This is a genomic window from Schlesneria sp. (assembly GCF_036405755.1).
GTDB lineage: Bacteria > Planctomycetota > Planctomycetia > Planctomycetales > Planctomycetaceae > Schlesneria > Schlesneria sphaerica.
In genome coordinates, this window is the sequence record NZ_DASWWZ010000231.1 from 1 (window position 1) to 19543 (window position 19543).

15 protein-coding genes are annotated in these 19543 nt (G+C 55.8%); 9 read left to right on the forward strand and 6 right to left on the reverse strand.

Features of this window, described 5'->3' with window-relative positions:
• Positions 1-351: 351 nt before the first annotated feature.
• The 3 genes from VGE80_RS08055 (at position 352) to VGE80_RS08065 (ending at position 5124) form a co-directional block, all read left to right on the forward strand.
• On the forward strand, positions 352-2712 hold the full coding sequence (locus VGE80_RS08055; protein ID WP_440592287.1) for a PSD1 and planctomycete cytochrome C domain-containing protein: 2361 nt from the start codon (positions 352-354) through the stop codon (positions 2710-2712).
• Positions 2712-4193, forward strand: coding sequence for a DUF1501 domain-containing protein (locus VGE80_RS08060; protein ID WP_440592288.1), 1482 nt, complete (start codon positions 2712-2714; stop codon positions 4191-4193). The genes VGE80_RS08055 and VGE80_RS08060 overlap by 1 nt, the downstream gene beginning before the upstream one ends.
• A gap of 244 nt (positions 4194-4437) precedes the next feature.
• Positions 4438-5124 (forward strand): class I SAM-dependent methyltransferase, encoded by a 687-nt coding sequence (locus VGE80_RS08065; protein WP_373652265.1) that lies wholly within the window; start codon positions 4438-4440, stop codon positions 5122-5124.
• Between the two features lie 16 nt (positions 5125-5140).
• Here VGE80_RS08065 and VGE80_RS08070 read toward each other — a convergent pair whose 3' ends face one another.
• From VGE80_RS08070 to VGE80_RS08085, 4 genes are read right to left on the reverse strand one after another with little or no spacing between them, the layout of a single operon-like run.
• Complete coding sequence (locus tag VGE80_RS08070; protein ID WP_440592289.1) at positions 5141-5896, reverse strand: SDR family NAD(P)-dependent oxidoreductase; 756 nt, start codon at positions 5894-5896, stop codon at positions 5141-5143.
• Complete coding sequence (locus VGE80_RS08075; RefSeq protein ID WP_373652267.1) at positions 5893-7077, reverse strand: methyltransferase domain-containing protein; 1185 nt, start codon at positions 7075-7077, stop codon at positions 5893-5895. The genes VGE80_RS08070 and VGE80_RS08075 overlap by 4 nt, the downstream gene beginning before the upstream one ends.
• A 56-nt stretch (positions 7078-7133) precedes the next feature.
• Complete coding sequence (locus VGE80_RS08080) at positions 7134-7796, reverse strand: class I SAM-dependent methyltransferase (RefSeq protein WP_373652268.1); 663 nt, start codon at positions 7794-7796, stop codon at positions 7134-7136.
• A 24-nt stretch (positions 7797-7820) separates the two neighbouring features.
• Positions 7821-8852, reverse strand: coding sequence for a GDP-mannose 4,6-dehydratase (locus VGE80_RS08085; protein WP_373652269.1), 1032 nt, complete (start codon positions 8850-8852; stop codon positions 7821-7823).
• Positions 8853-9160: 308 nt separating this feature from the next.
• On the opposite strand from VGE80_RS08085, the gene kdpF reads away from it, so the two are divergent.
• From kdpF to VGE80_RS08115, 6 genes are all read left to right on the forward strand, one after another.
• Complete coding sequence (gene kdpF, locus VGE80_RS08090) at positions 9161-9253, forward strand: K(+)-transporting ATPase subunit F (protein ID WP_375314919.1); 93 nt, start codon at positions 9161-9163, stop codon at positions 9251-9253.
• Positions 9250-10995: a potassium-transporting ATPase subunit KdpA gene (gene kdpA, locus VGE80_RS08095; RefSeq protein ID WP_440592290.1), complete on the forward strand. Its 1746-nt coding sequence runs from the start codon at positions 9250-9252 to the stop codon at positions 10993-10995. The genes kdpF and kdpA overlap by 4 nt, the downstream gene beginning before the upstream one ends.
• Positions 10996-11048: 53 nt before the next feature.
• Positions 11049-13109 carry a potassium-transporting ATPase subunit KdpB gene (gene kdpB, locus VGE80_RS08100; RefSeq protein WP_440592291.1) on the forward strand — a complete coding sequence of 687 codons (2061 nt, stop codon included), beginning with the start codon at positions 11049-11051 and terminating at the stop codon, positions 13107-13109.
• 13 nt (positions 13110-13122) lie between these two features.
• Positions 13123-13803, forward strand: a complete 681-nt coding sequence (gene kdpC, locus VGE80_RS08105) for a potassium-transporting ATPase subunit KdpC (RefSeq protein WP_440592292.1) — start codon at positions 13123-13125, stop codon at positions 13801-13803.
• A 124-nt stretch (positions 13804-13927) separates the two neighbouring features.
• Positions 13928-16603: a DUF4118 domain-containing protein gene (locus tag VGE80_RS08110; RefSeq protein WP_440592293.1), complete on the forward strand. Its 2676-nt coding sequence runs from the start codon at positions 13928-13930 to the stop codon at positions 16601-16603.
• Positions 16604-16855: 252 nt separating this feature from the next.
• Positions 16856-17557, forward strand: coding sequence for a response regulator (locus VGE80_RS08115; RefSeq protein WP_440592294.1), 702 nt, complete (start codon positions 16856-16858; stop codon positions 17555-17557).
• A 124-nt stretch (positions 17558-17681) separates the two neighbouring features.
• Here the strand turns inward: VGE80_RS08115 and VGE80_RS08120 are convergent, their stop codons facing one another.
• The gene (locus tag VGE80_RS08120) at positions 17682-18866 is read right to left on the reverse strand and encodes a 3-keto-disaccharide hydrolase (protein ID WP_440592295.1); all 1185 of its coding nucleotides are present in this window, start codon (positions 18864-18866) and stop codon (positions 17682-17684) included.
• 398 nt (positions 18867-19264) lie between these two features.
• Positions 19265-19543 (reverse strand): topoisomerase C-terminal repeat-containing protein (locus VGE80_RS08125; RefSeq protein ID WP_440592296.1); only part of this gene is annotated, 279 nt, incomplete at its 5' end.

Below are 19543 nucleotides of genomic sequence, written 5' to 3' on the forward strand. Positions count from 1 at the left end.
CCGAGATAGTCAATGGTCCCCGGGGAAGAAACTGATCCCAGCAGGGGAATTCCTTTTCGCCGCTGCGTCGGTCGGGATTTCACCATCAGGACCATCAGGGAATAGGTTTCTGAGGGTTCCAAACGCCCACAGATGACTCAGGAGAAATGGCTTCTCACGATAGACGTCACGCTGAAACAGCGTCACAATTTGCTATCTTGAGCTGGCTGTCGTTCATGACCTCCACAGCAGGACAGCAGAATGAATTGGCAACCTGGATCAAGGGTGGCGGGCATTCTCACTGAGCAAAATGTTCTCCGGCCATTCTGGTTGTCGACGGGACAATCCCTTCGATGGATAGGACATCGAACGATGAAGCGTTTGTTTCTTCTCGGTCTGACACTTTTCCAGGTGCCATGGGCAACCGCTGCTGACGACCACCTTCAGTTTGATCGGGATATTCGACCGATCCTGTCGGATAAGTGCTTCCGTTGTCATGGCCCTGATGCAGCCACCCGTGAAGCCAATTTGCGACTGGATCGGGAAGACGATGCCAAGGCCAACAGGGGCGGGCATCCCGCAATCATTCCGGGCCGACTAGACGAGAGCGAGCTCATTCGACGTATTGAGACCGAAATCGTCGAACAACGGATGCCCCCCACCGCGAGCGGCAAGTCGCTTTCCGCAGAAGAAATCGACCGTCTCCGCCGCTGGGTCGCTCAGGGTGCAGAGTGGTCGCAGCCGTGGTCTGCAGTCCCACCGGTCTTGCATCCCGCTCCCGTCGTGAAAGACCACGCGTGGGGACTTAACTGGATCGATGATTTCGTGATGGCGAAACTCGAAGAAGACGAACTTCGCCCCGCGCTAGACGCCGATCGCACAACACTGATTCGGCGACTCTCAATCGATTTAACCGGGCTCCCCCCGACACACTCCGAAGTCGTCGCGTTCCTTCAGGATGATTCGCCGAACGCCTACGAGAAATGTATTGATCGACTGCTGGATTCGCCCCGATTTGGCGAGCGAATGGCCAGCTACTGGTTTGATCTGGTCCGTTATGCGAGCACCGTCGGCTATCATGGTGACCAGGTCCACTCCATCACGCCGTATCGCGATTACGTGATCGCTGCGTTCAACGCCAATCTGCCGTTCGACCAGTTTACCCGTGAACAGCTCGCGGGTGATCTCATCCCTGACGCGACACTTATGCAGAGGATTGCCAGTGGATACAACCGGTTGCTGCAGACCTCTCACGAAGGGGGAGTCCAGCCGAAAGAGTATCTTGCCATCTACGGCGCGGACCGCGTTCGCAATCTTTCAGGTGTCTGGATGGCAGCCACAATGGGCTGCTGCCAGTGTCATGACCATAAGTTCGATCCTTACTCGATCAAAGACTTCTACTCCATCCAGGCCTTTTTCGCCGATCTCGACGAAGCTGAGCATTTGACGAAGGGGGACAACAACAGCCCGACAAAGCGCAGACCGGAAATTGAAGTCCTGAGTGACAGCCAGCAAAAAGACCTGGAAGAACTGGCGGCACGCAGAAGCAGTCTGACGACCGATGAGACTTCGACAGCGGCCAACGCGGAAGCCCTCAAGCAAATCGAAGAACAAATCACGTTGATTAAGAAGGGGGCTTGCCTGTCGATGGTAAGTCGCTCGATCGCCCCTCGCACGATTCGGATTCTGCCGCGAGGAAACTGGTTGGATGACAGTGGAGAGATCGTGCAACCGGCCGTACCTGAGCGGTTCGGAAAGCTCGATATCGGTGATCGCCGCGCGACTCGACTGGACCTGGCGAACTGGCTAACGGACGACAGACAGGGGGTGGGGGGATTGACTGCCCGCGTGATGGTCAACCGTTTCTGGTATCTCCTGTTCGGGCGCGGATTGGCCCCCGTGCTGGACGATTTCGGCAGTCAGGGTGAAGTCCCCAGCCATCCCGAGCTACTCGACAATCTGGCGATCGAGTTCATCAATCGGCGCTGGGACGTCAAGGCAATGCTGAAGGAAATCGCCATGAGTCGAACCTATCGTCAGTCATCTCATGAGAACCGCCAGACGCGTGCCCTTGATCCGCTCAACTCACTGCTTTCACATCAGGGTCGTTTTCGGTTTCCAGCAGAGACCGTGCGGGACAGTACATTGTCGATCAGTGGTCTGCTGGTGAATCAATTGGAAGGCCCCAACGCCCAACCCTATCAGCCTGAAGGCTACTACCGTCACCTGAACTTTCCCGAACGAAAGTACGTTTCGGACACCGGCGCGGGGCAGTGGCGACGCGGTGTCTATCTGCATTGGCAACGGCAGTTCCTGCATCCCATGCTCAAGGCGTTTGATGCCCCCAGCCGCGAAGAATGTACAGCCCAGCGGCAACGCTCAAATACACCCTTGTCGGCGCTCGTGCTGCTCAATGACCCGACGTTTCTCGAAGCGTCTCGCGCTTTCGCTGTTCGAATCCTGACGGAATCGGGCGAGTCTCCGGAAGAGCGACTTCGATTCGCATTCAACGAAACCGTCTCACGATCCCCTTCTCCGAAGGAAATGGAAGTCTTTAAGCATCTCATCGAACAGAGCCTCGAAGAATTTTCCAAGGACCGCGGGGCAGCTCGGGAACTCTTGTCGGTTGGCCTTAAACCGTTACCTGAAGGTATCGACCAGACTCAATTGGCGGCCTGGACTGTTATCGCACGGGCGGTGCTGTCGCTTAACGAAGCAATGACGAGGTTCTAATGTCACCGATTTCTTCTACGCGACGCACCGACGAATTGGACAGACTGACGAGCGACAGATTACGTCGACGGGCGTTCCTCTCACGCTCGGGGCTGGGCATCGGCTCCGTCGCACTATCGAGCCTGCTGAGCGTTCCGACTGCACGAGCGAATCCCTCGCCTCAACGAGAGCGATTCCCCGGCCTCCCGGGATTGCCTCATCTTCCACCGAAGATCAAGCGGGTCATTTTCCTTTGCATGGCGGGTGGACCATCACACCTCGAGACGTTCGACTACAAACCTCAGCTGGCAGCTCTACATGGACAGCCGATGCCCGAGTCGTTCACCAAGGGACAACCGATCGCGCAGTTGCAGAATGCCCAGCTTCAGGCTCATGGGCCCATGTTTAAGTTCGGACAGTATGGCGGGGGAGGGCAGTGGATCAGTGAAGTCCTTCCCTGGCACCAGAAGATGGCCGATGACATCTGCATCATCAATTCGATGACCACCGAGCAGATCAATCACGACCCTGCTCATACATTCATGAATTGCGGCACGGCGATCAGCGGTCGCCCGTCGATGGGGGCCTGGATCAATTATGGGCTCGGCTCGGAAACCAGCGATCTCCCCGGTTTCGTGGTCCTGACCAGTGTCGGAGGCCGCTTAAGCTGTCAGCCAATCGCCTCGCGACAATGGAGTTCCGGTTTCCTTCCAAGTCGTTTTCAGGGTGTCGAGTTCGCTTCCTCGGGCGAACCCGTGCACTACGTGCAGAACCCACCAGGAATCTCAGCCAGGTTGCAACGTGCGAGCGTCGATACGATCCAGCAAATTGACCGTCTCGCCGATCCCCTTTTTGAGAACGATGAAATCGATGCGCGAGTTTCCGCCTTTGAAACCGCGTTTCGAATGCAGACCGCCGTCCCGGAACTCATCGACACCCGCGACGAACCGAGCCACGTTTTCGAGCTCTACGGTGCAACACCGGGTGACGGTTCGTTCGGTTCCAATTGCATTCTCGCTCGTCGCCTGGCTGAACGAGGTGTTCGATTCATTCACCTGTACCACCGCGGCTGGGATCATCATGGAGATCTACAGCGGGATATCGTTGAATGCGCACGCCATACCGATCGAGCCAGCTATGCGCTGATCACTGATCTCAAGCAGCGCGGGATGCTCGACGAAACACTTGTCGTGTGGGGAGGTGAGTTCGGTCGGACACCGATGGTGCAGAATAAAGGCAAAACTGCGGGACGCGATCACCACATCAAGGGCTTTTCCATCTGGCTGGCAGGTGGTGGAATACGAACGGGTGGCAGCTACGGAGCGACGGACGAACTGGGATACCACGCCGTCGAAAAACCCGTGCACGTCCGTGACCTGCATGCGACCATGCTGCACCTGCTCGGCATCGACCATAGTCAGTTTTCTTATCGGTTCCAGGGTCTGGATCTCAAACTGACGGGTGTCGAAGAAGCGCACATCTTGCGAGAAATTCTCGGCTAAGGTGCAGATTGCCAACAACTTCATTACACCACGCCTGCAACGGGGGATGTTGCCGGCGCGTCAGGAATTGCTCCGACTGGAATTCAGTTCCCGAGTACCGGCAGTGAGCTCAACAACTCTCCAGTTTGTCTATTTCCGATCGTGCATCGCTTGGACGTGGCGGACGAAGCATCGACATTTCCAGAACGATCACCGAAGATGCCGACCTCACTCGTACGACTCTGCAGCGCCATGGAATCTCGCAATGAATCTTGATGAACGTCAGACAAAAGAAGCGCAGTACTCGGAACTTCTTGACGTCAAGAACCAGGTTGGGATCGCGTCGTTCGGACTCATGTCGAATCAGGTCTGGTATGACGATCCCCGCCGACTGACTTTCCTCTTGTCGCGTTATAAGTTCGTTTCCAAGATGCTGTCAGGAAAAGCGAAGGTGGCCGAGGTCGGTTGCGGCGATGCCTTCGGAGCGAGAATCGTCCAGCAGGAAGTCAAGGAACTGCACGTCTATGACTTTGACCCGATTTTCATCGACGATATCAATTCCCGACAGGTCGAACGATGGAAACTGCACGCTCACCTGCATGACATCCTGACCGGCCCGTTAGAGCAGGGGCCGTTCGATGCCATCTACAGCGTGGACGTCATGGAACACATCGAGCCTCAAGTCGAGCACATTTACCTGAGCCATCTGAAGAGCTCACTCACGGAGCAGGGAGTCTTGATTGTGGGGATGCCGTCGCTGGAGTCTCAGACTTATGCATCCCGGCAGAGCAGGATTGGACATGTCAACTGCAAATCGGGCCCTGCGCTCAAAGCCACCCTCGAACAACAGTTCCACAATGTGTTCCTGTTCTCGATGAATGATGAAGTGGTCCACACGGGCTTTTCGCCGATGGCACATTACCTGTTCGCCATCTGCTGCGGAAAGAAATGAAAGCTGCCTCGAATGCTCAAATTGTCCGAAAGGAAGGTCTCACCCCGAGGGAATGCTGCAGCAAAACCGTCAGTCCTCCGTCAACGACCAGTGTCTGACCGGTAATGTGACCAGCCCGATCGCTGCACAGAAAATCAATCGCATTCGCAACATCGCGAGGGGTTCCCATTTGTCCCAGTGGGATAACAGTCTCGTAGTGACTCTGGAGTTCCGGGTTTTGGCGATAGAACTCGCGGCCCTCGTCCTTCAGGATCAGATTGGGCGCAACCCCGTTCACACGGATCCCCTTTGAGGCCAACTGGACAGCATAGAAGCGAACCAGATGATCCAGCGCTGCCTTGGTCACGTGATAGCCGAGAGGTTGTTCAGCGGCAATGAATTGGCCACAGACCGAACTCACCACAACAATTGCAGCGCGGGGAGCAAAGGAATCCGTTTCGACCAGATGCTCAATGACCTGCTGCGTCGCCTGGACCCCGACTTTCAACTCACCCTCCAGTGTATCGCCCGTTCCCCGATAGCGCTGCGAAAATGCGAGTCGTGTGACTGGACCAGACTGTTTAACGATCTCATCAAGTGCGGGAAGCAAACTTTCGGGGTCCGTCAGATCAGCGGCAAAATGCCGGATTTCCGCTTTTGAAGCCGAGGTCTCATGATTCGGCAAACGCCGTGCGATGACCGAAATGACCCCTTCGCTCTCTGACCAGAGTTGAACGAGTCCCCGGCCAAGACCTTTCGTCCCTCCGACGACAATTGAATGGTGCGTGTTCATGACAGCCTCAGTGCGCGCGGGCTGCGCGGATAGAGTGAGACAAATTGCCCGCCCCTGGCCACATACTCGGCGTTTCGATTCACGATCTTCTCTTCCGCTCCGGGATTCACGACCAGCAGACAATACGAAATCTGTCGTTCGACCAGGGCCTCAGATCCCCGAATCGGAAGGCCTCCCGCAGGAAACCGAAGTTTCTGTTTTTCGGGAGAGTCATCAATAACACAGTCGAGAAATTCCGCCAGCTCCATGATATCGATCAGCGTGCTTGCGCGATGCCCCGCACCAAAGACTGCCAGTCTGCCTCCATCGCTTCCAATTTCCTGCGCCCACCTCCTGAGCGCCTCTTTCCGGCGCGGCCAGATGTTTGCGAAAGACTGAACAGCCGGTTCAAGGGAACTGCGCTGGGGCGCTACAGAGGGAGGGGCGCTCGCCCGTCCCATCCAGACCAGGCGATCTTCCATCGGATCAGGAACACGCCGAAAATAGGCCGTTTCAAATCCAGCTCGATGAAGTCCCTGCTGGAGGGTCAGCTCGGTAAAGTACAGTGTGTGCTCCTCCCAGACTGCGGTCACGTCCACGTCAGCAAAGGCGGCCTGGCTGTCGGGGACCTCGATGAGCAGATATCCCTCTGGCGTCAGAAGCTGGCTGCATGCCGCAAGAAATTCCGCCGCATCGTGACAATGTTCCAGAGCATACCGGGCTATCACAAGATCCGCTGGACCGTGCTTCTCGACCACTTGACGGGCTCTTGGCACTGTCCATGCGGCCTGAACCGATTCCATGCCGACATTCTCTGACGTCAGACCGAGATCGATGACGGAATCAAGCAGACAGGCCTGGCCAAAATCCAGCCGCCGCAACAACGCACCGTCATCCCGGGTGAAGCCGACGATTCGTTCTGCGCGGCCGAACTGGGTCACGTTTGCCACGTCTCGAGCAGTCTCGTCGAGATGACCTTCCGGTTCCGCATATTTGATCCACGGAAAACGGGGCTGAATCTGCTCGATCGGTGGAACGTCCGATAGCTGCACAACGCCACACGTCTGGCATTCCTGCCAGGAGAGGGCCTGTCGATAAGCCGGGGAATGACCTTCCTCAAAGAATTGATTCGAGATCGAAACCTGGCCGAAGTCAGTGACAGGATTCACCGACTGCGACCGACAAACACGACAACTGGGCATCCACCCACTCCTGAAGGACCATCGGCTGAGACAACCGTGATGCGGGGCGGGGCCCCTCATTCGAACGTGATGTATCCGTAGTCGCCCGTGTACCCTGCCTGTTGGTAGAGCCATTCCCATTCCTGTGGAGTGTGGAAGGCTCGACACGTCAATTGCCAGTAGAGGAGATTCGCTTTCTCTCGTTCGTTCCGGTAGGTTTCGACGACGATGTACTTTCCGCCCCGACTGACGCGTTCAATCTCTTTCACAGCCGACCACAAGTCGAAGAGATAGAGATTGTGAAGCGCGTTCAGACTGTAAACGAGGTCAAATTCATTGTCCTTGAATGGGAGTTTGGCGGCGTTTCCCACGTGGAGAAATGGCCGAATCTCTTCCTTGGAGTTTTCGATCGCGTAGGTCGAAATATCCAGGCCTGCCACTTCGATTCCCGGGACCACCTGGGTGAACTCATACAGGAGAAATCCCTTTCCGCACCCTACGTCCAGAACCTTCGAGCCGGCCTTCAGTCCGTAATGCTGAGCCATCGCCTCGGCAACAGGACGCCAGCGACCGTCGTAACGGTAGCCGCCATAGCCAAGGTGACGTTCTCCGTCCCAGTAATCCTTGCCAAACTGCAAAGCAATCTCTGCACATTCTGCTTTATCGTGGTCGAGAACTCGCTGACGGTAGTCCCGCTTTGTGGACTTATGGACCGAGGCCAGGAAATCAAGGTGTGCCATGCAGAGACGCTTCTCAATGGGGAATCACGGACGGTGAATGTAGGAAAGTGGAAGCTGTTGAATGGCTTCCAGATTGGACTGAACCCAGTCTACGACCTCGCGTAATCCCGTATCAAGGTCGATCTGGGGCTTCCAGTTGAGCTCGGTTCTCGCCCGGGAGGAATCAATCACATAGGCTGCGTCCTGCCCCGGTCGTTCGTCAACCGACTTCGTTGACTCTTCAAATGAACGCCCCAAAGTCGCACACATCCGCTGGACCACCTCGCGTACGGAAATCCCCTGATCGGGCGAAAGATGATACATCTGCCCGATTTGACCATGTTCCAGAATCGCCAGTTCGCCGCGGGAGACGTCACGAATGTGGATGTAAGACTTCACAGCTCGACCACCGCCGTGAAGCTCGATCGTTTTCCCTGTCAGCAGGTAAATGGCTGAGCGGGGAATGATCTTGAAGAGCTGCTGCCGGGCACCGTAAACGTTAGTAGCCCGAACCGTCAGCACGGGAAAGTCGAACTGCTTTCGGAACGTCGTCAGCAGCAGATCCGCAGCCGCTTTGGACGCCGCATAGGGGGTACTGGGATTCATCGGCGCGTCTTCGGTGACCCGTCCGACGCAGGTCCCATAGACCTCTGGCGAGGAAATGTGCAGATACCGCTGCAGGTAATTCTGACGTCGCAGGTGATTGACCAGTTCCGCCAGAGCGACACAGTTCGTCTGAAACCAGTCCTCAGGATAATCCCAGCTCGGAGCGACCTCGCTTTGAGCAGCGAAATTCACAACCCACTCGGGGCGTTCGGCATCGAGCAAGCTCAGAATCGCGCGTGAGTCGTTATTCAGATCAAGGCGATGATAAGTGAAGTGCGATCGATTGGCCGACTGAAGGTACTTTAGGAACAGCGACGATCGTTCGGGCGAGCGACTGATCCCGATCACTCGGTTTCTCGGATCGTCCAGTAGCAGGTCGATGAAGTCCTGACCTGAAAACGAGTTGGCACCAAGAACAACCACAGTCCGAGATCCGGAAGGGTCCGTCTTGCGAGCAGATTCTGACGCCACAAACTTCTCCTGAACTTAATCCGCTGAAAATTGGAACCGGCAACAGACACCCGGGCTGGAAACGGATGGATCACGGCCCCGGCTGACTTTGGGGCGTCTTTGCGCTTCCCTTATGCCCGGAGCCTCACTTCTTACCCCCATTTTACAGGCTTGGTTCTACCATAGACCACATGGATCGTCATTCCAAACTGAATTTGCAAGGGAAGATCAAACGTGATGGACGCTGTTTTTCTGACGGCACTCGTCGGCTTTTTTCTCGTGAGTGGCCTGCTGGTGAAGTGCTGCCAGCATCTCCAGGGAACCAGGTGATGGACCCAATTCAATCAATTGCCGCACTTCTGACAGTGGGGATGTTCGTGTACTTGCTGTTTGCGATGTTGTTCCCGGAAAGGTTTTCATGAATACCACAGACTGGATCGAAATTGGCGTATTTTTCGGTGTACTGCTTGCGCTGGTCAAGCCGCTCGGCTGGTACATGGCACGCGTTTACGATGGTGGTTCGGCCAGTCTTAACCGCATAATTTGCCCCCTGGAACGGACAATTTATCGCCTTTCGGGCGTCAGACCTGAAGAGGAAATGACCTGGCAGGCGTATGCGATCTGCCTGCTGGCTTTCAACGGAGTCGGCACGATGGGTCTCTACGTCCTTCAACGTTGTCAGGGTTGGTTGCCCCTGAATCCTCAGCAACTTCCTGCTGTCGCTCCCGATCTCGCCTTCAACACCGCCGTCAGCTTCGCCACAAACACGAACTGGCAGGCATACAGTGGCGAAACCACGTTGAGTTATTTCACTCAAATGGCGGGCATGACGTCCCAGAACTTCCTGTCCGCGGCCTCAGGAATGGCGGTCCTTATCGCGCTGGTCCGCGGATTGACACGACGAGTGTCACAAACGATCGGCAACTTCTGGGTGGATCTCACGCGAGGGACCATGTTCATTTTGCTCCCGCTCTCATTTTTACTCGCGGTTCTCCTTGCTGGCCAAGGGGTGGTTCAGTCCTTTTCTGCCGCTGCAGTCGTAACAGTTTTGGATCAGGTCAATGACGCGGAAGGGAAGTTATCGGCAACGCAGGTAGTACCTCGCGGCCCTGCTGCTTCACAGATTGCGATCAAGCAACTCGGCACGAATGGTGGTGGATTCTTTGGAGTGAATTCCGCACACCCGCTTGAGAACTCGACACCGCTGAGCAACTTTTTGCAGGTTGTGTCCATTCTGCTGATTGCTGCGGCACTGTGTTACACGTACGGAGATCTGGTAGGTGACACTCGACAGGGCTGGTCACTGCTGGTCGCCATGCTGCTGATCTTCGCTCCAATGCTTTCGCTATGTGTCTGGTCAGAGCAACAGGGAAATCCTCGCCTCCGTGGACTCGATATCGATCAGTCATCAAGTGCCGTTCAGAGCGGCGGCAATCTGGAAGGAAAAGAAGTTCGTTTCGGAACTGCAGCGTCCGCTTTATGGGCGACGACGACCACAGCCGCGTCCAACGGTAGCGTGAATTCCATGCATGACTCGTTCACTCCACTGGGGGGACTCGTCCCGTTGCTTTTGATGCAGTTGGGCGAGGTCGTTTTTGGTGGAGTGGGCAGCGGCCTTTATGGCCTGGTGATTTTCGCAATCCTTTCGGTGTTCATCGCGGGACTGATGGTAGGAAGGTCCCCGGAATACCTGGGAAAGAAGATCGAGGCGTTCGAAATGAAGATGGCTTCGCTCGTGATCCTGATCCCACCCCTGATCGTGCTGGGGGGAACAGCCGTTGCAGTCTCGCTGAATGCAGGACGTGCCAGCGTCTCGAATCCCGGACCACACGGTTTTACTCAGATCCTGTACGCCCTTTCTTCCGCAGGTAACAACAATGGAAGTGCGTTCGCAGGACTGAGTGTGAACACTCTGTTCTACAACGGCTTGCTGGCTGCGGCGATGCTGGTCTCGCGCTATTGGCTGATGATCCCCGTTCTGGCTATCGCCGGTTCCCTGGCCAAAAAGAGGTACACCCCTTGTTCCGCGGGAACTCTCCCCACACATACTCCGTTATTCACCATTCTGGTCGCCGGCATCGTGGTTCTCGTCGGCGCACTAACGTTCGTACCGTCACTGGCATTAGGCCCGATCGTCGAGCATCTGCAATTGTCTGGATCGTAACTGCCCGCCTCGTTCTGTTTACAGGCGTTTCGATAAACGCAGGAGAATTCTTTATGTCATCGACAGCCACACAATTCCTCTTCGACAGGAATATCGTCGGTGCAGCGCTTCGTGAATCAATATTGAAACTAAGTCCGCGCCATCAGTTTCGCAATCCGGTGATGTTCACCGTTCTGATAGGGAGCTTGCTGACCACGGTGTTGGCGATCCGCGCCATCGTGGTTCCGGGAACCGAATCCCCCGGTTTCGTCGGCGCTATTGCTGCCTGGCTCTGGTTCACCCTGATCTTTGCAAATTTCGCCGAGGCCATGGCCGAAGGACGGGGTAAGGCACAGGCAGACGGATTAAGGAGATCACGAAAAGAGGTCATGGCTTGTCGGCTATCGAGTTCACGGGGCCGGGAGTCGGTACTTTCATCTCAACTGAAGAGAGGGGACGTCATTTTTGTCACGGCGGGCGAAGTCATTCCCATTGATGGCGAAGTCATCGATGGCGCCGCTTCCGTGGATGAAAGCGCCATCACGGGGGAAAGTGCTCCGGTGATCCGCGAAAGCGGCGGCGATCGAAGTGCAGTGACGGGAGGAACGCGGGTCATTTCTGACTCGTTGACCATTCGTGCGACCTCAAACCCTGGCGAAACCTTTCTTGATCGGATGATCGGGATGGTAGAAGGGGCCAAACGTCAGAAGACCCCCAACGAGATTGCTCTCAGTATCCTACTTGCGGTAATGACAATCGTTTTTCTGCTGGCCAGTGCGACATTGGTTCCGTTTTCAGAATACAGCGTGATACTGACTGGAAAAGGAACTCCCATCAGCCTGGCCGTCGTCGTTGCCCTGCTGGTCTGCCTCATCCCGACGACGATCGGCGGTCTTTTATCCGCAATCGGAATTGCGGGAATGGATCGAATGATCCAGGCGAATGTAATCGCGACATCAGGACGCGCCGTCGAAGCGGCAGGTGATGTCGATGTATTACTTCTCGACAAGACCGGCACGATTACATTGGGAAATCGACAGGCCGTCGAGTTCATTCCCGCTCAGGGTGTCACACCACAGGAGTTCGCTGACGCCGCACAACTCGCGTCACTTTCCGATGAAACGCCCGAAGGACGGAGTATTGTCGTCCTCGCCAAATCCAACCATGGGTTGCGCGGCAGAAACGTCGAAGAACTGCGAGCCAAATTCATTCCGTTCTCGGCTCGGACACGGATGAGCGGCGTCGACCTCGATGGACGGGAGATCCGTAAAGGGGCCGTGGATGCAATTGAATGCTACCTCCGAGAACAAAATGGCGAGCTCCCCCGGGCGTTGAAAGAGGATGTTCATCGCATTGCAAACCAGGGTGGGACGCCGCTGGTCGTTGCGGAAAATTCGCGCGCATTGGGTGTCATTTACCTCAAGGATATTGTCAAAGGAGGGATCCGCGAGCGTTTCTCTCAATTGCGTCAGATGGGCATCAAGACTGTGATGATCACGGGTGACAACCCCATGACGGCCGCAGCCATCGCCGCAGAAGCAGGAGTGGACGACTACCTTGCAGAAGCAACCCCGGAGGCCAAACTGTCGCTCATTCGCGAGTATCAGCAAGGAGGAAGACTCGTCGCGATGACGGGAGACGGCACTAATGATTCGCCCGCACTGGCCCAGGCAGATGTTGCCGTCGCAATGAATTCAGGAACGCAGGCCGCCAAGGAAGCGGGGAATATGGTCGACCTCGATTCCAACCCGACAAAGCTGATTGAGATTGTCGAAATCGGAAAACAACTTTTGATGACGCGTGGATCCTTGACGACATTCAGCATCGCGAATGATGTCTCGAAGTACTTCGCGATCATTCCCGCAGCATTCGTCCAAACCTATCCCGAACTGAATCGCTTGAACGTGATGCATCTGGCAACTCCCGCCAGCGCGATTCTGTCTGCGGTGATCTTCAATGCCCTGATCATTGTCTTTCTGATCCCGCTCGCGCTCCGCGGTGTCCGCTTACGATCTGCAGGTGCTGCCGAGTTGTTACGCAACAACCTCTTGATCTACGGATTGGGAGGCTTCCTCGTCCCGTTCGCCGGAATCAAGATGATCGATTTAGTTCTTGTCGCTCTTCAACTTGCTTGAGAATGGAATGACAATGTTTCGGACAATACGAACCGCCGCCACCTTACTAGGCGTTTTGACGATCGTGACGGGACTGATTTATCCCATGCTGGTGACCGGCGTCGCGCAACTTGCCTTTCCCCGAGAGGCAAATGGAAGCCTGATCGCACATCCTCTGAACAAGAGCACATCAATTCGGAAGGGAACAGATCCGCCGACGGCCTCTCATAAAGACACTCGCCCCACCTGGGTTGGCTCTGAGTTGGTCGGACAGCACTTTGTGAGCGGGAAATACTTATGGGGTCGGCCCTCTGCAACGGCCCCCGCCGAATACAACGGGATGGCAGGAAGCGGATCAAACCTTGCAATGACAAACCCCACCTATTTCGACTCTGTGAGTGCGCGGATCGCCAAACTCCGGGCGGCCGATCCGGACAATCAGTCTCTGATTCCCATCGATCTGGTGACCGCTTCAGCGAGTGGGCTTGATCCCCACATCTCAGAAGCAGCGGCTCGCTACCAGGTCGCACGCATTGCGAAGGCCCGCCATTGCGAGCCTTCGGTTGTAACGCAGATTCTGCTGGAGTATGTCGAGAAACCGACAATTGGCGTATTCGGGCAATCTCGGGTGAACGTGCTGAAAGTGAATCTCGCGCTCGATTCGATGTCCGGGGACCGTCCGGACGAGGAAGGGAACTCTGCGGACGAGCACTGACCATAGTTGATTTATCATGCAGTTCTTGAACCTGCGGTTAAATCCGTTAATCGACGCTACGATGAAGCCTCGTTAGAAATTCTTCACTTGACTCATTTCACTGTTCCATCGGAATGCGACCCCCATGATGAAAGAGCGTCCTGATCCGGATGCACTGCTGGCCCGCGTTCAGGAGGAAGAGACTGAGCGAAAGCGGGGAAAGCTCAAGATTTTCTTCGGCATGGCTCCCGGTGTGGGCAAGACCTACGCCATGCTGGAATCCGCGCGGAATGCGGCTTCCGAGGGAACTGATGTCGTAGTCGGTTACATCGAGCCACATGTCCGGCCCGAGACGCTCGCCATGGTGCTGGGGTTGGACCTCTTGCCTCGTCGAGTCATCCGCGCGCGTGACAAGGGGTGGGAAGAGTTTGATCTGGAAGGCGCTCTGGCTCGGAAGCCGCAGCTCATTCTTGTTGACGAGCTGGCACATACGAATGCGGAAGGATCGATTCATCCAAAGCGCTGGCAGGATGTACAAGACTTGCTGGCGGCAGGGATCAACGTTTTTACCACGCTGAACGTACAACATCTTGAAAGTCTCAATGATGTCGTCGCCCAAGTGACCTCAATCCCCGTGCGTGAAACTGTACCCGACAGGGTGTTTGATCAGGCTGATGAAATCGAACTGATCGACCTAGCGCCAGATGATTTGATTGATCGCCTGAGAGCAGGGCGAGTCTATGTTTCTGCACAGGCGTCTCGGGCCCTTGAGAATTTCTTTCGAAAGGGAAACCTCATCGCACTGCGCGAGCTCGCTCTAAGGAAGACAGCCGAGCGGGTGAATGGCCAGGCGATTGGATATCGGCAGCAGCATGAGGTATCTCGCATTTGGGCCACCTCAGAACGGATTCTCGTTTGTGTCGGCCCGAGTCCCATGTCAGCGCGACTGGTCAGATCCACCCGACGAATGGCTGCCAGTTTGCGAGCGCCGTGGGTCGCCTTACACGTCAACCTCGAGCACGCTAAGCCCCTCAGTTCATCTGACCAGCAGCGGTTGGAGAACAATTTACGTCTGGCTGAAGACCTTGGAGCGACCGTTGAAGAAGAGAATGGAACTGATTTCGCTTCTGCAGTTCTGGCGTACTGCCAGCACCACAATATCACCCGCATCGTCGTGGGTAAGCCGCAGATGGCCTGGTGGCGTGAGTTATTGCAAGGCGGGTTTGTCGCGCAACTGATTCGTCGGTCGGGAGACATCGACGTCTATGTCATCAGCGGCGACGGAGAACCGGCTGCAAATCGGCACGTTTCAGACGAGGCGAAGCCCGTTTATGGCCTCGCATACTGGGGGGCAACGGCAGCGGTTTCGGCATGTACTGTCGTCTGCATCGGCCTTTCTCGATATTTTCCGGTTACCAACCTTCCGATGATCTACCTGTCCTGCGTAGTAGGGGTATCTCTCATCTGGGGGCGTGGTCCTTCAGTCCTGGCGACAATTCTGAGCGTCGCTGCACTCGACTTCTTCCTCATTCCTCCGTATCGCACGTTCGTGGTGGGGGACTCGCAATATCTTCTGATGTTTCTTGTCATGCTGGTAACGGGACTCGTCACGAGTGATCTGGCTTCCCGAGTACAGGTCTATAGTAAAGCGATACGACAGCGGGAACGGAGAACGGCCGCACTCTTTGCACTCAGTAAAGAGTTGGCTCCACTTCCTTCTTACGAAAGCGTCGCCGCTGCCGCTCAGAGGATTGTCTCACAGGCGCTCGACGTTCACGTCTGGATCCTCCGTCAGCCAGAATTGCCGGACGAGGATGCAAAGCGGTTGGAAGGGGACACGCCACCCGCCAGACACGCAGGCGTGATTCGCTGGGTCTTCGATCACGGTCGCCCCGCAGGATACGGTACCGATACATTGCCGGGAACGGATGCAACCTACCTGCCTCTGCGTGGATCCGAGGAACTGGTTGGCGTACTGGGGGTCCTGCCGAATCGTCAGACTTCCAAACTGACGATTTCCCAAATGAAGCTCCTTGATGCGTTCTCCAGTCAAATTGCTCTGGCGCTGGAACGCTGCAAATTGGCCTCGGAGGCCGAAAAAATTCGATTGCAGATGGAAACAGAGCGACTACGTAATACACTTCTCAGCGCAGTTTCACATGATTTGCGTACGCCACTCACCGGGATTACCGGCGCTGCCAGCCTGCTGGTAGATGGCAATGAAAAGCTGACGTCTCCCGCCCGCCTCGAACTCGCTGAGTCGATCCTTGAAGAGTCAGACCGTTTGGCTCGCCTCGTGGCCAACCTGCTCGACCTTTCCAAACTTGAAGCCGGAGCGATTTCACTTCAGCTTGTGCTGCAACCAATCGAAGAGACCATCGGAGTCGCACTGTCCCGACTCGAAAGGCGGCTCAAAGACCACCCCATCTCCGCCGATCTTCCCGATAACTTGCCACCTCTGACGATGGACGGAATGCTGATTCAGCAAGTGTTGATCAACTTACTGGAGAATGCCGCGAATCTGTCATCTCCAGGTGTCCCCATCGAATTGCGTGCGCGGGTCGGCGAAGGCGTGCTCACGGTTGAGGTTGCGGATCGGGGCCCGGGAATTCCGGAGGGCCAGGAGGAACTCATCTTCGACAAATTCTACCGCGTGGCCGGTCAGTCCCAGTCGGGGACGGGAATTGGTCTCACAATCAGTCGAAGCATCATCGAACTCCACGGGGGAAAAATCTGGGCGGAAAACCGTGCGGGTGGGGGAGCGGTATTTCGGTTCTCCATCCCGGTCCAACAGCCTGCGGCTGGTAACATCCTCCAGTAATTCGAACGGGCAAGCACCGGCGTCTCCCGGGCGACAGCATGATCAAGTGTGTTCCGAATTCCAGGAGGATGATTACTAAAGCTCTGGCGATCAAAGTAAGATTCGACTGGTACACCCTTACCCGTGCTGAATTCGGTTTGGAAAACGGTACATCCAAATGTGTCTCCACGACGCATTCCCAGTCTACGGACCTGAAGAGAGTGGAACCTCCGCCGAAATTTTGGTCACAGCACTCCGAGTCAGGTTTTAACGATGGCAATTGGGGATCGTCCAAAAATTCTGATCGTCGAAGATGAGCCGCAGATCCGCAAATTTCTCCGGATCTCGCTGGAAACGGCTGGATATTCGGCAATCGAAACCGCTAATGCGGCCGCCGGAATCGGGCACGCAATCACAGAGCCTCCTGACGCTGTGATTCTTGATCTGGGCCTGCCTGACCAGGATGGCCTTGCTGTCATCATGCGACTCCGGGAATGGTCAAACGTTCCCATCATCGTCGTTTCAGCACGCGGCCGCGAAGCCGATAAGGTCCTGGCATTGGACGCCGGAGCGGACGACTACCTGACCAAACCCTTCAGCGTCGGTGAGTTGATGGCGCGGGTCCGCGTGGCCCTTCGACATTCCACCGCCACAACCAGTCCGACCGCCGAACCCGTGTTTAAGGTGGGCGATCTCCAGGTGGATCTGGCTCGACGTGAGGTAACCGTCGCGCAGCAGATTGTCCATCTGACACCTACCGAGTATCGCCTGTTGGTTGTCCTCGTCACACACGCCGGAAAAGTCGTCACCCACCGACAACTCCTCAAGGAAGTCTGGGGTCCCGGCAGCGTTTATGAGAATCAGTACCTGCGTGTTTACATGGGTCAGCTACGTCGAAAAATCGAAACAGATTCAATGCGCCCCCGCTATCTGAAAACGGAGCCAGGCGTCGGCTATCGTCTGATGGACGATTGACGGTCAGTGGGAATCATTCCGCTTCACCTCACTTGCCCCTTACACGGTGCCGGCCTGATGAGGAGAGCACCCACGTTGTGGGCTCCCTCTGGAAATCGCCACAGCACCGTGCAGCACCTGAGAATCAACGGGATTCCGGACCCTTCGGAACATCGACCGCGGGACCAATCCGAAGGTGTCGCAGTCCAACAACCGTACTATGGTTCTGCAGACCAAGAAATCCTTTCACGGACCGGAATGCGAGATGAGGCATTTCTTCGGCCGAAATGTTCGTCACCTGCACTCCATTGTGCCAGGTTGTGATCTTTTGACCGAGGCAATTGATCTCAAGCGAATTCCATTCACCCAGCGGTCGAGAGTTGCGCGGGTCAGCACCGACGAAGTCATAGATCGACGCCGAATACTGGAAGTCTTTCAGTGCGGCGTGCTCTGGGGCGGTGTCATCCAGGATCTGAACCTCGAAGCCCGCCGCAGGTTGGGTATCGTTGTCCCGATGGTGATTTCCGTCCGCTGGAACCCGCACGTACACTCCGCTGTTTCCCCCCTTGGAGACGAGGTAGTCGAGACGCAGATTGAAATCGCCGTACTCGTCTGCAGAGCGTAACCAGGGACCTTTTTTTCCCGAGCACGTCAGAACACCGTCAATCACAGACCAGCATGCCTCGCGGTCGCCACCCACACCCTCCCAACCCGAGAGGTCACGACCGTTGAACAGCGACTGGTAACCAATCTCTGCGACTGTCATATTCCGCAGCAGGAACTGGCCTCCGTTCGGTACTTCGATCTGGAAGCCGATCCATCCATCGACCTGCTTCAGTCCCGAGACTTTCCAGGCGTCCTTTCCGTTAATTCTCAACTCCGCAGATTCACCGACAACTCGCAGGTCGAACGCGTTCCACTCTCCAGCTGGATTGACCAGTCCCGTACTTTCCGTTCCGGCTACGGTGGGGATACTGCCTTCTTTGCCCTTCTGAAGATTGACCTGATAACCGGTCAATGGAAATGGCTTTCCTGCGAGTGAGGACCGAATAAAGATTGCGGCATCGTAGTCTTCAGAACTCAATGCCTGCCATTCGACGTGCAGTTCAAAGTCACGTAAGCGATGATCACTCCGCAACCAGCCATGACCTGCTTTCAGGCGCAGGCTTCCGTCAACGACATCGACTTCTGCCTCGTTTTCGACCGACCAGCCGTTGAGCGACTTGCCGTCAAACAGCGGTCGCCGATAGATCGGAATCTCTTCACCCCGAACCGGGCACACGGCAGAAATAAGAACCAGGACAAACATGAATACCGAGAAGGGCTGCATCAATGACATTCCTTGAATCAGCAATCAAACCGCCTGCGCATCGGAAAACTCCCAACCCATCCGTATGAATCGATGGATTCCTGCGAGCAGCGTAATCTTGTGGTTTTGTTTTATACAGGCACCCGTTGCCATCGAATTTCGAATTTGTCGGGAAAGAGATTTCAATCGATGCGTCCGGCAGAGGGAGATCGAAACGGGTGAGCGGTTGCTGCGGGCGATGCTGAGTCCGTTCAGCCGATTGAACCCACTGAGACTGGATTGCCAGTCGTCGCAGTTCCCTCAACATCAGGACCACTATCTATAGAAGCCAAAAAGGAGTCAGGTGACGAGCACCCGACTCCTTTTCTCATACGCTGCTCAAAATCACGGGCCGCGAGAGCTAACCCATGGTTTGAGGCTCAGCTATCCGCTTTTTTCTTCTTTTTCGGGGCCTTCTTCACGGCTTTTTGGGGAGCTTTTGCTGCCCCCTCCGTCGTGGATCGACCCCGCGACTTCTTCGTGGCAGGACCGCGTGCGGCCCGCTCTGCAAGCAGCGGCAGCGCCTCTTGCAGCGTGAACCCCTGGGGATCTGTCCCCTTGGGCAGGGTCGCGTTGACTTTCCCGTGCTTCACGTAGGCACCATAGCGCCCATCGAAAATCTGCACAGGCTCTTTGTCATCGGGATGCGGTCCTAGTTC

What these genes read in the sequence shown, in the direction of transcription:
- kdpF (WP_375314919.1), top strand. Translation starts at nt 9,161, where the DNA reads ATGGACCCAATTCAATCAATTGCCGCACTTCTGACAGTGGGGATGTTC.
- VGE80_RS08080 (WP_373652268.1), bottom strand. Translation starts at nt 7,796, where the DNA reads ATGGCACACCTTGATTTCCTGGCCTCGGTCCATAAGTCCACAAAGCGG.
- VGE80_RS08120 (WP_440592295.1), bottom strand. Translation starts at nt 18,866, where the DNA reads ATGCAGCCCTTCTCGGTATTCATGTTTGTCCTGGTTCTTATTTCTGCC.
- VGE80_RS08060 (WP_440592288.1), top strand. Translation starts at nt 2,712, where the DNA reads ATGTCACCGATTTCTTCTACGCGACGCACCGACGAATTGGACAGACTG.
- VGE80_RS08115 (WP_440592294.1), top strand. Translation starts at nt 16,856, where the DNA reads ATGGCAATTGGGGATCGTCCAAAAATTCTGATCGTCGAAGATGAGCCG.
- VGE80_RS08055 (WP_440592287.1), top strand. Translation starts at nt 352, where the DNA reads ATGAAGCGTTTGTTTCTTCTCGGTCTGACACTTTTCCAGGTGCCATGG.
- VGE80_RS08110 (WP_440592293.1), top strand. Translation starts at nt 13,928, where the DNA reads ATGATGAAAGAGCGTCCTGATCCGGATGCACTGCTGGCCCGCGTTCAG.
- kdpB (WP_440592291.1), top strand. Translation starts at nt 11,049, where the DNA reads ATGTCATCGACAGCCACACAATTCCTCTTCGACAGGAATATCGTCGGT.
- VGE80_RS08070 (WP_440592289.1), bottom strand. Translation starts at nt 5,896, where the DNA reads ATGAACACGCACCATTCAATTGTCGTCGGAGGGACGAAAGGTCTTGGC.
- kdpA (WP_440592290.1), top strand. Translation starts at nt 9,250, where the DNA reads ATGAATACCACAGACTGGATCGAAATTGGCGTATTTTTCGGTGTACTG.
- VGE80_RS08075 (WP_373652267.1), bottom strand. Translation starts at nt 7,077, where the DNA reads ATGCCCAGTTGTCGTGTTTGTCGGTCGCAGTCGGTGAATCCTGTCACT.
- kdpC (WP_440592292.1), top strand. Translation starts at nt 13,123, where the DNA reads ATGTTTCGGACAATACGAACCGCCGCCACCTTACTAGGCGTTTTGACG.
- VGE80_RS08065 (WP_373652265.1), top strand. Translation starts at nt 4,438, where the DNA reads ATGAATCTTGATGAACGTCAGACAAAAGAAGCGCAGTACTCGGAACTT.